10 protein-coding genes are annotated in these 15,032 nt (G+C 47.6%); 4 read left to right on the forward strand and 6 right to left on the reverse strand.

The window, feature by feature from the left end:
- Positions 1-8: 8 nt before the first annotated feature.
- Positions 9-941 (reverse strand): hypothetical protein, encoded by a 933-nt coding sequence (locus tag ACW6QF_RS08785; RefSeq protein ID WP_456087530.1) that lies wholly within the window; start codon positions 939-941, stop codon positions 9-11.
- A gap of 657 nt (positions 942-1,598) precedes the next feature.
- Between ACW6QF_RS08785 and ACW6QF_RS08790 the strand changes: the two genes are divergently transcribed.
- From ACW6QF_RS08790 to ACW6QF_RS08805, 4 genes are read left to right on the forward strand one after another with little or no spacing between them, the layout of a single operon-like run.
- Entirely contained in the window at positions 1,599-3,077 is a 1,479-nt protein-coding gene (locus ACW6QF_RS08790; protein WP_456087552.1) for a glycoside hydrolase family 28 protein, read from the forward strand.
- 18 nt (positions 3,078-3,095) lie between these two features.
- Complete coding sequence (locus tag ACW6QF_RS08795; protein WP_456087531.1) at positions 3,096-3,848, forward strand: glycosyl hydrolase family 28 protein; 753 nt, start codon at positions 3,096-3,098, stop codon at positions 3,846-3,848.
- A 15-nt stretch (positions 3,849-3,863) separates the two neighbouring features.
- The gene (locus tag ACW6QF_RS08800) at positions 3,864-6,746 is read left to right on the forward strand and encodes a glycosyl hydrolase (protein ID WP_456087532.1); all 2,883 of its coding nucleotides are present in this window, start codon (positions 3,864-3,866) and stop codon (positions 6,744-6,746) included.
- A gap of 50 nt (positions 6,747-6,796) precedes the next feature.
- Positions 6,797-8,266, forward strand: coding sequence for a glycoside hydrolase family 28 protein (locus ACW6QF_RS08805; RefSeq protein WP_456087533.1), 1,470 nt, complete (start codon positions 6,797-6,799; stop codon positions 8,264-8,266).
- A gap of 249 nt (positions 8,267-8,515) precedes the next feature.
- Here ACW6QF_RS08805 and ACW6QF_RS08810 read toward each other — a convergent pair whose 3' ends face one another.
- From ACW6QF_RS08810 to ACW6QF_RS08830, 5 genes are all read right to left on the reverse strand, one after another.
- The gene (locus ACW6QF_RS08810) at positions 8,516-8,767 is read right to left on the reverse strand and encodes a DUF6722 family protein (RefSeq protein WP_456087534.1); all 252 of its coding nucleotides are present in this window, start codon (positions 8,765-8,767) and stop codon (positions 8,516-8,518) included.
- A gap of 91 nt (positions 8,768-8,858) precedes the next feature.
- Positions 8,859-10,511, reverse strand: coding sequence for a hypothetical protein (locus ACW6QF_RS08815; RefSeq protein ID WP_456087535.1), 1,653 nt, complete (start codon positions 10,509-10,511; stop codon positions 8,859-8,861).
- A 118-nt stretch (positions 10,512-10,629) separates the two neighbouring features.
- On the reverse strand, positions 10,630-11,286 hold the full coding sequence (locus ACW6QF_RS08820) for a hypothetical protein (protein ID WP_298552008.1): 657 nt from the start codon (positions 11,284-11,286) through the stop codon (positions 10,630-10,632).
- Between the two features lie 111 nt (positions 11,287-11,397).
- On the reverse strand, positions 11,398-13,089 hold the full coding sequence (locus ACW6QF_RS08825; protein ID WP_298552010.1) for a tetratricopeptide repeat protein: 1,692 nt from the start codon (positions 13,087-13,089) through the stop codon (positions 11,398-11,400).
- Positions 13,090-13,332: 243 nt separating this feature from the next.
- Positions 13,333-14,985, reverse strand: a complete 1,653-nt coding sequence (locus tag ACW6QF_RS08830; RefSeq protein ID WP_456087536.1) for a trypsin-like peptidase domain-containing protein — start codon at positions 14,983-14,985, stop codon at positions 13,333-13,335.
- Positions 14,986-15,032: the final 47 nt, after the last annotated feature.

The following is a 15,032-nucleotide window of genomic DNA, read 5'->3' on the forward strand; positions in this document are numbered from 1 at the left end:
GTACGTTTTTAATCGGTTACGGAATGATCCAGCCGGGATCTGGTGATTGTAACTTTATCTTTGACAAATTCCGGGATGTTGAATGACTTCATCCGGAGGTTGTTCTCATCAGGGTCTTTCTGCGGAAGCAGGAACGGTTTGCCGAAAACTCCGTTCTTATCCAAGTGGGCGATAAAGAAACGGGTATAAAGTCCGTCCAGACGTCGGCTGCTGAATATGATCCATTTTCCGTTTGAAGACCAGGAGTGATAACTTTCTACGTCCGGGCTGTTTAAAATATCGGTATCCACAGGAGGTAAACCTTGTAAAGATATCATTTTCAGATCTGCTTCCTTATGCCAGATCGGGAAAGTCGCATAATCCGATTCGGTGAAAAGCAGATATTGGTTGTCCGGAGAGATACGGGGAAAGGAAACGCTTTTGTTGTTTGCCGTATAGATCGTGTCTATCGTTTCTCCGAAAGAACCGCTGTCCGGATCGAAGGAGACACTGCAAATGGAGTATCTGACCTCTTTCAACATCTTGGGCAATTGTCTGGCTGGAGCCGTACAATAATATAGACGTTTCCCGTCAGGAGCCCACGCTGGAAATGTTTCGAAAGATTCCGGACCGTTAAAACGGGGATCTGTTATGACTGTGTTATGTACCGGATCATATAAGATCAGGTCCGATTCCAGATCGTAGACCTCTATCAGGTTCGGATTCCGGCTATAAAAAGACTGACGCGTGGTATTGGTAGAAAAAATGATATATTTGCCGGATGGATGCCAGTGGGGGTAAGTCCCTTCTTTGGACGATCCGAGTTGCGATAATTGCACTTTGGTGGGCTGGTTATTTTTAATGATGATTGTCCCTCCCGGAGAAGTCCGTGCATGAAACATGAAATCGGTAGGGGAATAATTGCAGAATGAATGGCAATTGACACATCCTTTTTCATTCATATTGCTGGAAATGATAATATCCTCTTTAAAACAGTTTAAGGCTCTTTGGCGTATATCCATTTCGTGCCAGGATTCATAACCGGGTTCGATCAATCGATAGGCAATATATGGGTCGATGGAATCTGTACTAATATAAACCGGAAAAGATTTGTATTGTACACCTTCCGGAAAAGATTCATTCCATACGGATATGGATATATCTATTTGTTTACCAATATTATGATATAGTATGTGCTGCCATTTTTTTAGGGGTATATCGATTTTGTTTTTTCCTTCAATCTTGAATAAAGGTTGGCTACTGTTGGAAAAAACGGCTTTTATATGGGACGCATTTCTGACTGTAAAGTTTAAAGGTGCAATATTGGAAGGTATACTTATTTCTTTGTAATCCGGGAATATATCCGGATAGGTATTTTCGAGTTTGGATGCGACTCTATTTTCGGTGCATCCGGTGTAGAGAAAGAAGGTCAATAAGGAAAGTAATAATTGTTTCATGTCTCATTCTGTTTATGATAGCACTCTGCAAAGATGTATCAAATTTTTAATTATAAATATCAAAAGCATAGATAAAATTAGTGAGAACGTAAATATTTTTGTCCGTTGTGAAAGACACATGGAAACATGGATTAATCTTATTTTTGTAAATACCGTATTATGATGAACAGATACAAATTTTTCTCTCTTTGCCTTGGTATGATGTGTGGACTGCAATTGTCGGCCAAGGATTATTATGTCACGGATTTCGGTGTGAAAGCGGATGGCAAGACGTTGAATACGAACTCCATTCAGAAAGGAATCGACTTTGTGAACGAGCAGGGTGGGGGACGTTTGGTCTTTACTGCGGGCAATTACCAGACTGGGACGATTTACCTGAAATCGAATGTGACGCTTCATCTTGAGGAAGGGGCGGCCCTGCTCGGTTCGACCAATCCCTGGGATTACGAAAAAGATCCGTATATTCGCTGGATGTCTATGATCTTTGCAGTCAAACAGCAGAATATCGGTATAACGGGAAAGGGGACGATCGACGGGCGTGGTTTCCAAACCGCCAACAATATGGTGGACTATATCCAACGGGGTATCTACGAAGATCCTCTGAAACTGGGTCGTCCGAACGAGACGAACCGCCCGCAAAATATCTATTTTCCTGAATGCGAGAATGTGACGATCAAGGATATCACCCTGCGGGATCCGGCAAGCTGGAACCAGACCTACGATCAATGCAAGAATCTGTATGTCGACGGCATACAGGTCGATAGTAAATCTTACTGGAATAATGACGGTATAGATATTGTGGACTGCGACGGCGTCGTGCTGAAAAACTCTTTTATCGATGCGGCGGATGATGCTCTTTGCTTCAAATCTCACGATGCGAACAGCATGTGCCAGAACGTGGTGGTCGAGAACTGTGTAGGCCGTTCGAGCGCCAGTGGATTGAAATTCGGAACAGTCTCCCGTGGCGGTTTTCGTAATTTCAAGGTGAAAAATATCAAGATATACGATACGTATCGTTCGGCCATAACGTTTGCCGCGGTCGACGGTGCTCTGATTGAAAATATTGAGGTGGACGGCGTGCGCTCCATCCATACCGGAAATGTGATCTACCTCCGTATCGGTGACCGTTGGAGTGCAGGGAAGAAACCGGTCATGAAGAATATTACGATCAAGAATGTCTATGCCGAGATCCCGATGGATAAACCGGATGCCGGATATAATTATGAGGGGCCGATCGAAGACCTTCCCCGTAATATTTCACCCGCCAGCATTGTCGGATTGCCTGAATATAAGATTCAGAACGTGACGCTTCAGAATATCGAGATCGTTTCTCCCGGAGGCGGTAATCCCTACTATGCTTACCGGGGACTGACACCGGCAGAATTGGACAGCATCCCTGAAATGGCAACTTCCTATCCGGAGTTTTCGCAGTTTAAGGAATTGCCGGCCTGGGGCTTCTACATCCGTCATGCCGAGGGGATCACTTTTGATAATGTGACTTTTAAGGCTTTGAAAAAAGATTACCATCCGGCAATCGTAACAGATGATGCGGAGGGGGTTACATTCAAGAATGTCCGGTTCATAGAGCCGGAAAGCGAGGGTAAAGAACAAATATTCCCCTATAAAAAGTCGGAAGATTAAAATATAAAGAATAAGAATATGTATAGAAATAAATTATTTGCAAGTGTGATAGGGCTGCTGTTTTTTGTGACGGGGCTTTCGGCGAAGGATTATCAAGTTGCGATGTTTGGGATCAAATCGGACGGGGTGACACTCAATACCCGTTCCATCCAGCGGGCTGTCGATTATATCAGTGAACAGGGAGGCGGCCGGCTTATTTTTTATGTAGGCCGTTATTTGACCGGTTCGATCGAGTTGAAATCGAATGTGACGATCCGTATCGAAGAGGGGGCCGTTTTGGTTGCAGTTCCATCCGTTTATGATTTTAAAGGGGTGGGAGGATATAATGCGATTATTTACGCAGACAAGCAAAAGAATATCGGTATCGGTGGAAAAGGCATTATCGATGGCCGTAGCATCGCCGTGCGGGCAAGTGTGGAAGAGCAATTGCAGAAAGGCCATATTGAAGGAAATATATCCGGTTATGCACCGGCTTTGATCTGTATGGCGGGCTGCGAGGATGTGAAAATCGAACAGGTTACCCTACAGGATGCAGCAAACATCGCCGAAATATATAAGGATTGCCGCAATGTGACAGTCGACAAAGTCGTTGTGAATGCAGGTGCATCGGACCGGAAAGCAATCTTGATTTTCGGCTGTGACGGAGTGAAGATGACGGATTGCTACTTCAATATGACAGGGAATCCGTTGGAGAGTGCCGGGACATCCCGCAACCTGATATTTACAAATTGTATAACACCAGACGGCAATGCTGTCTCAAGCGATCAATAAAAGGAGGAAAAAACGATGCAGAGGAGATCTTTTATCAAACAGAGTGTTTTGTGGACGGCCGGTTGTGCTGTCGGTAGCCGTATGCCGTTGTGGGGGGCTGTCGATGCGACCGGTGAGGGGACGGGGACGGGCTTGCGTCCCGATGAGCTATACAAATTATTTCGTGATCCGCAATCCGTTTACCGCCCGTTTGTCCGTTGGTGGTGGAACGGGGATAAAGTGGAAGCGGACGAGTTGAAACGCGAACTGCACATATTGAAGGAGGCAGGTATCGGAGGGGTGGAGATCAATCCGGTGAAGTTTCCCGGCAATGACACGGACGATTTGGGAAAGAAGTCGCTGCCTTGGCTGAGCGACGAATGGATCGACATGTTGAGGGTGACTTTTGACGAGGCGAAGTCGCTCGATATGACCTGCGACCTGATCGTCGGTTCCGGCTGGCCGTTCGGGGCGGAGTTCCTGACGGGAGACGAACGGGCGGATGTCGTAGTGAATTACTCTGAGAAGCTGAGCGGGCCGATCGATTATGAGGTCTCTCGCGACGGCCTGTACTGTGCGGCCGATCCTGCTATCAGTTCTCCCTTCCTCGGAAAGAAGATGGAGTTAGTATCCTTGCAACTGGTCCCCGAACCGTTTGGCAGTCTTGATCAGGCTATCGACCTGATGGGGAAGGAGGTGGACGGGACGTTCAAGTTCAAAGTGCCCGATGGGAAATATGTCTTGTTTGCCTTGGTCAAGATACGCGGTTTCCTCGAAGTGATCAATGGCGCTCCCGGTGCTACGGGGCCGGTGTTGAACCACTTCAACAAGCCGGCCGTACAGAAATATCTGAATAATATGTCGGACAAGATCCAGAACCGTTTAGGCCCGCTGTCCGGCAATATCCGTTCCCTGTTTACCGACAGCATGGAGCTGGAAGGTTCGAACTGGTCGTATGATATGGCGGAAGAGTTCAAGAGACGCCGGGGATATGACGTGCAACCGTACCTGCCTTTCATCCTGTTTAAGATGGGGAGTATGGGGAATGTGTTGACCTATGAGCCGAAGGTGCAGTTCACACCCGAACTGGACGATACGATCCAGCGTGTACGCTATGACTTCGAATATACGAAAGCCGAACTGTTGCGCGAGCGTTTTACACGGACTTATCTGGACTGGTGCAAGGGGCTGAACGTCAAATCGCGTGCACAAGCCTACGGACGTGGTTTCTTCCCGCTCGAAAGCAGCCTGGATTATGATATTCCCGAATGTGAATCCTGGACGATGACCTGGTTGCGGCACCGTCTGGGCGAGGAAATGTCGGAAGAGGATTATCGTCGGGGCCGTGCCTATACGATGGTCAATAAATATGTATCTTCTGCCGCCCACTTGCGGGGAAAGCGCCTGGTGAGTTGCGAGGAGATGACAAATACCTATACCGTGTTCAATATGACATTGGAGTTGTTGAAAATCGGAGGCGACCAGACGGCTATCTCCGGTGTGACACATTCTATCTTCCATGGTTTCAACTATTCTCCGAAAGAAGCTCCGTTCCCCGGATGGATTCGTTACGGGGCTTACTATAACGAAAATAACAACTGGTGGCCGTATTTCAAATATTATACAGCTTATAAAGGCCGCATGGCTTCCGCCCTGCAACATGGAACCATGTATGCGGATATTGCGATCTTGCATCCGATAGCCGATATGTGGAGCACGTTGGGGATGCAGAACGAGCCGTTCCCCGCCACTACCAATGTGAAATATAAGACATTGGTATGGGAAGCGATCCATAAGAACGGCAGCGGTTGCGACTATGTTTCCGAATCGATCATCCGGGATGCCGAGATGAAAGACGGTTGCCTGTGTTACGGTCCCCGCAAATATAAAACGCTTTTCCTGATCGAGGTGGAGAGCATGGAACCGGCTACCGCGCGTAAATTGTATGATTTTGTGGCCTCAGGCGGTCGTATCTTCTGCATCGAGGCTTATCCGCATAAATCGGTCGGCCTGAAAGATCATGACAAGCACGATAAGGAAGTGCAGGAATGGGTGGAAAAGATGAAGCAGATGGACGGACGTCTCATATTGCTCCAGAAACCGGAAAAAGACTTCGTCGGTTGGTATCAGGGGGTACAGAAAGACTATGGATTGGCACCGTATGTGACGATCGAAAAACCTGATCCTTACCTGATGCAGAACCGTTATCAGGGCGATAACAGGGAAGAAATGTTCTTCTTCAGTTATGCGCACCGCTATAATTCGCATCAGACCCGTATTTCCTTCAGCAACGAGATTGTAAAAGGCCGTCAGGGTTGGGTGTGGGATCTGGAAACGGGCGAACGGTACCGGTTGCCGTTGGATGCCGCCAACAGTTTCCTGTTCGACTTCGGTCCGGCTGATTCTCTCCTGATTGTGTTCGATAAGCAAAAGAGAGGGAATGATTACAAGCCGTTGCCTACTTCCGGTACGGACTTGAAAGACCTGTCTGCCGACTGGGATGTCGAATTTCGTCACAGCCGTGAGAATACGGTGCAAAAGACACATTTCGACAAATTGCAGGATTTGAAAGATACGGACTATGTGAACTTCTGCGGAACGATTGTCTATAGGAAGAAAATCAATGTCTCTTCGCCTGCCGGAACGGTGCTTAACCTCGGATTGGTGCACGGTGTGTCCGAAGTATTCGTGAACGGGCAGAGCTGTGGTGTCAAATGGTATGGTCGCCGTATCCATCCGGTCGCAACCCGATTGAAACAGGGAGAGAATACGGTTGAGGTGCATGTCGTAACCGTTATGGGAAACTATATGAAGACACTGAAGGATAATAAGATCGCTCAGGCGTGGACCCGGAGGCAGGATGTTGTACAGCCGGCGGGGTTGGTCGGACCGGTAACCGCTTATAGAATTAAAAATTAAGAATTAAGAATTAAAAAATTAAGAAGCTGAAATTAAGAAATTGAAGAGTTATGAATGTGATGAGAAAAATAATGATCCTGTGCTTGCTGGCGGGAATGATGATTCCGGTGGGGGCAAAGGATTATCAGATGACTATGTTCGGGATCAAGTCGGACGGGACGACCATGAATACCCGCTCCATACAAAAGGCGATCGACTTTATTTCCGAGAATGGAGGCGGACGTCTGGTATTTACCGTCGGACGTTATCTGACCGGCAGTATTCATCTGAAGTCGAATGTGACAATCCATTTGGGAGAGGGAGCCGTGTTGCTCGGTTCCACCAATCCTTATGATTATGATATGGAACTGAATGCCTGGTACGGCTTGATCCTGGCGAACAAGCAGGATAATATCGGTATCACCGGCAAAGGAGTAATCGATGGGCGCGGACGTGAGCTTGCCAATAACTTCATCAACCAGGTTTATTCTGGGGTGATCAAGGACAAATTGCAGTTGGGACGTGTTGCCAACCGTCCGAAGCTGGTCTATCTTCGCGAATGTAAGAATGTGGAGATAAAAGATGTGACGATGATGAATCCGGCTTTCTGGACGCAGACGTATGACCAGTGCGAGAACTTGTTGATCGACGGCATCACGGTGCATAGCCGTGCTTACTGGAATAACGACGGGATGGATATTGTCGACTGTAACGGCGCATTGATCCAAAACTGTTATGTGGATGCGACAGACGATGCGATCTGCTTGAAATCCCATAGTGCCGATGCCGTTTGCCAGAATATCGAGGTACGCAACAACACGGCCTGTTCAAGTGCCAGCGGTATCAAGTTCGGAACGGCTTCGACGGGGGGCTTCAAGAATATAAAGATTATCAATAATACGGTATTCGACACGTTCCGCTCGGCCATAACGATCCAAGCGGTCGATGGCGGGCAGGTTGAAAATGTGGTAGTGGATAGCCTTCGTTCCATCAATACCGGAAATCCCATCTATTTGGTCGTGGGAGAACGCCGTGAAGGGCGTCGCAGCCGGATGGACAACGTGCATATCTCGAATGTTTATGCCGAAGTCCCGGCAACGAAACCGGATGCCGGTTATGACTACGAAGGGCCGACGGAAGATAATCCGCGTAATGTATCGCCTTCCGGCATTGTCGGTTTGCAGGATAACAAGATTACGAATGTTTCCATAGAGAACGTCGAGATCGTCTATCCGGGCGGTGGCAACCCGTTGTATGCTAAAGTTGGGCTGGATGAACTGGATAAAGTTCCGGAAATGTCGAAGGCGTATCCTGAGTTCTCTCAGCATAAGGAGTTGCCTGCCTGGGGCTTCTATGTACGCCATGCTGATGGGGTCACTTTCAAGAATGTGAAGTTGACTGCTTTGAAGAAAGACTATCGTCCGGCTATCGTCTTGGATGATGTGCACAACGGTACATTTACGAAGATCGAAGTGGTTGAACCGTCTGCCGGAAAGAAGGAAAAGATACACGCTTACAAGTCTACGAAGATTAAAAGATAGAACGCGTATCCGCCGATTCCGCATGTTCCGCCTTATACACTTTTTATATGGAGAAAAGAACATGCGGAATCTGCGGATACCCATAAAAAACGTACATTTTTTCAGAAGAAGATGTACGTTTCCCAAATGAAAAAACTTACGTTTATTTATCCAAAGATCTTAACCAGCGCTTTCCGGCGGGAGTCAGAATGAAAATGAGATAGATTAATCCTAATCCTCCTAAAATACTATATAATAAAACTGCTGCACTCATCGTTTTTCTTTTTTATTTGTTAATAATGTAATAAATGCACCTATGGCTATTACAGTAGCCGCTGTTCCAGATATATATATCACAACTATCTTATCGGGAATAATGTCCAGTGTCGCCGTAATAACGGCTCCCCCGATAATCAACTTGGATATATCCAACAAATACCTTGCAACCTCTTTGGGGATGCTTACACTTTCTTCCTTTACAATCGGAAGCAAATGAAAATTCACATTCTGTTTTCTTTTCATAGCTAATATGTTTAGTTATACGAAAACAAAGGTAGAAAAGATTTCGAACCTTTCCTACCTTTTATGGATTATTTTCGTGATAAAGACGGCTTTAGAAATACCCGTGCGTTTTCACATCTCCATATTTAAGGGCTATCTCCACCCGTTTGACAGTGAATGTATTGTCATCCTCGGACTGGAAACCGATGCGGTTATATCCCTGTTTGAGGATTTTGTCGGGCAGGATAAAGGCATATTCCTTTTCTTCTCCTTCCAGCCCGCGTTCCCTGTCGTACAGGCGGGTGTAGGCCGGCATTTCCTTTTCAACCGCTTCCCCGTTTACCGTCAGCCGGCAGACCGTCGGCCGACTGGTACGGATGAATAGGATTGCTTCTTGCGGATATCCTTCTTCTACCGAATCCCCGATATAGAGATCCGCCTCTTTCCGTTCGCCTTTGCCTATTTTTAACGGAAGGGGGGAATCTGGTTTTATATTGTACTGGACAACTCCGTCGGACAGTGCATATATCTTATTCCTGCCTTTTAAAGTTTCCAACGATCCCAATTCCCGGAGCAGTTCCGGCATCATGATGCGGCAAACCTGGCCGCCGTCTTCCAGATATAGCTTCCCGTCATGTTCGGAATTGAACGCGCCGAAATAGTAGTTGAACAGGTAGATCCCGTCTGCCCCCTGCGAGAGGATGTGGGAACACATACCCCTGTGCATGCCGTGTGACCAGAATTCCCGCGGGCGGTAGCCTCCGTCGTCGATCGAACTATAGAACGGTATGTTGAGGTCCTTCCCCATTTCTTCCCTGAACTTGGCTACCGGCATGGCGGGATCGCCCCTCCAATGGACACCTGTACTGATAAAGTCCAGCAGTCCGAGGCGCAGCCATTCGCGTATATCCAGTCCTTTCATCATGTTTTGTTCGACTGTCGGCGCTACACGTGCGGAGAGCAGGATCTTTCTGCCTTGTTTGGCTGAAATCTCATCCACTTTCTGGCGGATGTCTTTTACCAATTGTGTCATAAGCGGTGCGTTCTGCGGTCCTGTGCCTGACTTGAAGTAAACGATAAAGCGCATGAAATCGAGATCGTATCCATCGATTATGTCGGCGTAATTTTCCAATTGCTCGGAAATGATCGCCAACTTACGATCGCGGACTTCCTTTATGGCAAAGTCAAAAGCTCCGCCGCTGTTATAACCTTGTGTCGTGTCGTTCAGCCAGTATTCCGGATGCTGAATCCAGAAATCGGTGTACCAGATCGGACAACGGGTGGTCGTATCATTGAAATGCAGGTCGTTCATCCGATAGGTGATGAAGGCTTCCATCCCCTTCGCCTTTGCCCTTTTTAAGGTATAAGTGACCAAGTCCGTCCCCTCCTTTTCCAGATTCAGATGGTTCCGGTAGTAATTTCGGAAAGAGTTATATTGGGCCGTGTCGCAGCCGCAATCCAACGTCCCGTTCAGGTCGTCTCCCATCACATGGCCATATTGGGAACGGACATAGAAGAAATCGCTGCCGGAGCACATCATATAGGTCGTGACCTGTGAGTTCGCCACCATATCGACACAGGAGTCCAGGTCGGCAAGCGTCAGCGGACGATACTTGAACCAACGGTTTCCTAACAGGTCGGAACCGTCGTTGTTATGAATGATCCGGAATGTCCGTTCGGGAACCTTTTTTGCATCGGGTACACAGGCAAAGAAAGCCTGTGCACAAAGGATAAGCAGGAAATAGTTGGTTATAAGTGATTTCATTTGTTTTTGCATACGTGTTTTTCTTATTTTCCAAGATGTCCAAAAGTAAGCAAAGTCACAAATATGCAAATGTGTTTTTTGTCGGATTTATTTAGATATTTGGCTAAATGGCGGAAAGTTACAACGTCTCTGCGTATTTGACCAGTTGGAGAACCTGCTGAGGCTCGTCAAAGTCGATCTTATTGCTTTTTATATACGCCTTTATCGGCTCCTGTTGTTCTTTCGGATATAGTTTCAGGAACTGTTTGGGAGTCTGGAAGGTTTTTTCTTTCCCGTTCTTTTTCATCGTGTATCTTTTTTCGACATCGCCAATGATGATCTTCTCCGTTTCGAGTTTATAGGAATGTCCGCTGGCCTGGATACTCGAATACGAATCGACGGAAGCAGTCTCCGAGCGTCCTCCGTATCCGACCTGTTTTCCCTGCGGGCGGGATCGTCCCCTGAAGGTAACGGCCAGATAAGGTTCCTGGCTCAGACGTTCCTGTGCCAGGCCTTTCGAGGCCAACTGGAAAATGCGGTTACCGATTTTCAGCGTCCTTACCATATCCGGTTCGGCAAAGAGCTTGATGTTATTATTATCGTTTTCATCAATAAACATAAAGGCATTCCTTGCCAAGCTGTAGTTGACCTTCACGCCGAACACCCTCCCGTCCTTGTAATAGATCAGGCTTTTCTGGAAGTCGTTGAAGAGGTATTCGGGCTGGCCTTCCTGGGCGGATAGCCCGGAAATCGTGGCGATCAGGGAGATGAGCAAGATATAAATAAGCTTTTTCATGATATCCGACGTTTTAATTCTTACGAAAGATACGTATTGTTTTGGATATAACAAAAAAAGCCGCCTCTTTTTACAGAGACGGCCTTTCGGATATATGGAATAAGTTTGTTATTACTTAACCAAAGCAGCGAATTCGCTGTTAGTTGCATATTTAGCAAATTCCAGGTCGATAGCAGCTTCTTTAGCCATAGCCTTGTCGGCAGCGATAGCAGCTTTCAGGTTGCTGATAACTGCGTTAGCGTCGTTGGTACGAGCAGCTACGATAGCTTTCAGGTAAGAAGTTGTAGCGTCGGGCTTAGCAACTGCGTTCAAAGTCTGAGATGCTTTGCTGTAATCCTTAGTCAGGATCTGAGCCAGAGCAGCGTTGTTAGACTTAACTGAACCGAAAGAGTTGGCAGCCTTAGCCCATTCGCCCTGTTCCAGGTACAGAACACCCAGAGCTTCGCCCAATTCAGCAACGCCTGCTGCGCTACCGAACAACTGCTGAGCCTTAGCCTGGTCACCCTTTGTCAAAGCGATCAAACCTAAGTTCATGTTTGCAGACGGATTCGCTTTTACAGAGTTTGATTTGTTGAACATCTGTTCTGCCTTAGCCAGGTCGCCGGCGCGGAATGCCATCATACCGATGTTGTTCCAAGTGCGGTAGCAGTTAGGATACAGTTCGGAAGCCTTTGTATAGATCGCCATCTTTTCTGCGTCGTTGTTAGTCAGAGTAGCAGCGTACAGGATTTCTTCGATGTTCAGTTCAGAAGGATTGCTCTTAGCCAATGCGCTGATTTCGTCGTCAGACTTACCGATGATTTCGATGTTGGCCGTCAAACGGGAACGACGAAGTTGCGGCAGGATTGTTTCAGCCAGGTCAGAGTAAACGGCAGAGATATTTTTGATTTCTTTTTCTCTTGTTTCAGGATCCTGGTACATAGAGATAACTCTCAGCACGAGGTCTTTATCCTGCAAGTTGGAAGCAGCTACCAATTCTTTGAAGCCTTCCCAGTCCTGAGCAGTGTAACGAGCGTCAACCGGAGCGTCAACTTTCATTTTCTTCAACTCTTTAGCCAGATATTTGCTTGTGTTGCCTTCACGATTTTCAGCCAGGCCGGTATTCAGTTTAACACCACCGTCGGGAGAAGCGTAAGCAGAGATTTCGATTGCCACGTTCTGGTTAGGAGCTTCGTCGGCATTCTTAACAAGTTCTTTCCATTCTTTGATTGCGTCGGAGTTCAACTCTTTGGCACGCAGGTTGGCCTGCTGGATAAGGAACATGATGTTTGCGTCGTGAGCTTCTTTGATGATACGCTGGAATTTGTCTGCTGCGATAGCTGCGTTGGCAGTAGCTGCGTCAGCCAATTCAGATGTAGCGATCACACCTTCGCCGATTTTAACATCCGGCAATTTAACTGTCTTGTTCTTGATCTTTGCGTCGAAAGTCAGATACAATTCAGATTTTTTCATTTCCGGTTTGTAAGTGAAAGCAGATTTCATGGTTACGTTGGCACCTTCTTTCTGCGGGATAACCTGGTTGTTACCCTTTACTTTTTCACCTTGGTAAGTGTAAGAAGTTCCCCATGCTTCACCACCGGCATAACGCAGAACCGGAGTTACAGTTACAACAGCTTTCTTGTTGAACCATTTTGCAGGGAATGTGGCATTGATAGTCACAGGAACTTTGCCTCCGATGGCCTCAAGCGGCTGCGGTTCAGCTTTGATGTACTCTTCAGCTAACGGTTTCAACTTGTTTGAACAAGAAGAAAAAGTCAGAATTGCTGCCAATACGAGGAAAGGCATTAAATACTTTTTGTTCATAATTTGATGTAAGTTTAAAATGTTACTATGTTTATATATTCACTTTCAATTATCCCTTAGCCATCAAAGTGCAAAACTAAAGCATTTTTTTGTTATGAAGAGCAAACAAGAGATAAAATCTTTCTAATTAATACTTATTAATGAATCTTGTCTCCATTTTTTCCTGTCTGATGTCAAAACAGATAGGAAATGAATCCGATGAATCTTGCCGGATTTTACCGGACCCTTATTGTCAAATTTTAATCAAAACAAGGCTTTTTGAGTATAAAGTTTGTTATTATAAACAATCTTCACGATATACACGCCGGCCGGGATCGGACCGATCGGTATGATCGCCTGTTGCCCGGCGATGGAATAATTGCGCACGGGCTTTCCGGTGAGCGATACCAGAGTGAGCGAAGCCCGGCTGACGGGGATTGTAAAGTCGATGCGGATCGTCTGTCGGAACCTGTCGACAGACAGGCTGACATCCGTTGCCGCTTCTATGCGTTCGTTGGCTGTCCCGCCTCCTTCGTTCGGGTCCATTCCGTTGCAGACGGGAGCAGTCACTCCGACAGGATCGAGCCAGTATTTGAGCTGCATGCTGCTATCGATCGGTTCGGTCCAGCTTTTTTGTATGGAGAAAAAGAAGTCTTCGACCGGATTGGCACAGTTGGAAGCGCCGCCTGTCAAGCCTCCGATAACCCGGTTGTCGCTATCTAAAAGGGGAGACCCGGACGAACCTCCGGCCGTACAGCCTGTCGCCCAGCGGGCTACCTTCCAGTGCGAATTCTCATTGAAGTCGGTGGCCTGTATTTTGTAGGTCGCCAGTTCCACGTCCCCTTCGGCGAGGTTAAGCCGCTTGAGCGACCCGCCCGGATGATGGATGCAGGTATAAGGTGCTGTCCCCGCGTCCTGTGCGTTCCAGCCGGCATAATAGGCCCGGTAATCGGCGGGCGGCGTGTCTTGCAATTCCAGTAGTGCCATATCCGTCCATTCGTTCACGGCCCGGAAATGCGCCGAAGCGACGGTCTGGTCGGTGCGTCCGGGTTCAACCGGGCTGCACTGGGGGCTGTTGTAATTGAAGTAACAGACGATCTTGCCCGCCACCTCTTCATAATCCGGGTTTTTGATTTGGAACTGGTTGTTCAGGCAGTGCGAGGCGGTAAGGAGATAAGGTTTCCCGTCGTTTGCCGTGTTGTTGACAAGCGTACCTGTACAGCCGATTTGTCCGTCGATAATCAAAAGCACAACGCTTCGTTCGATGTCGTCGTAGCGGGTTGTCGTATCTTGGTAGCAGGCGATGGTCGGCATACATTGGAAGGCCGTAAAGTCGGGCTGCGGTTCCGATACTCTGAGGTCCCGGTAGCCGTGGTTCACCTCGCCGACCGCGAGTTTGCCGGGGAAAGCGACTTCCGCCGGTTCCTGGTATTCGATGATCAGTCTGTCTCCCCGGATCGGGGCGACGGGCAGAATGCCGCGTTCCGAATTGTTCAGGTGGTTGAACGAGCCTGATACTTCCGATTGGTCGCTATTATAAAGGAATACGCGTGCGCCTTCGGGCAGGTGGTATTCGCTGAACATTATATTGAGGGAGAGCGCTCCTTCGGAACGTATTCCGAGCCGCCAGACCTTTGTCCCGTCGGGCAGGGTGAAACGGACCCCGGAGTTCTCCGGCGTATAGTCCGTCATGAACTTATAGGCAAAACGGAATCCGCTTCTGAGGCCGGTCGCTTCGAGCGAGTCGAGCCGGAGCTGCTCCGCCAGGTCGAACGGGGGCATTGTGATAAACATTTCCTCGGTCAGGCTTTTGGTGGCCGTGAGAGGCAACGGACGTCCTCCATGACTGATCTGTGCCTTGACGGAAACACTAAGAAACAGGCATAACCCGAAGTATATGATAAGATGCTTTGCCATAGTGGCGGCAAATATACGATTTTAAGGAAATAATCGGCTATTTCAGA

It is taken from the genome of Parabacteroides sp. (genome assembly GCF_977054455.1).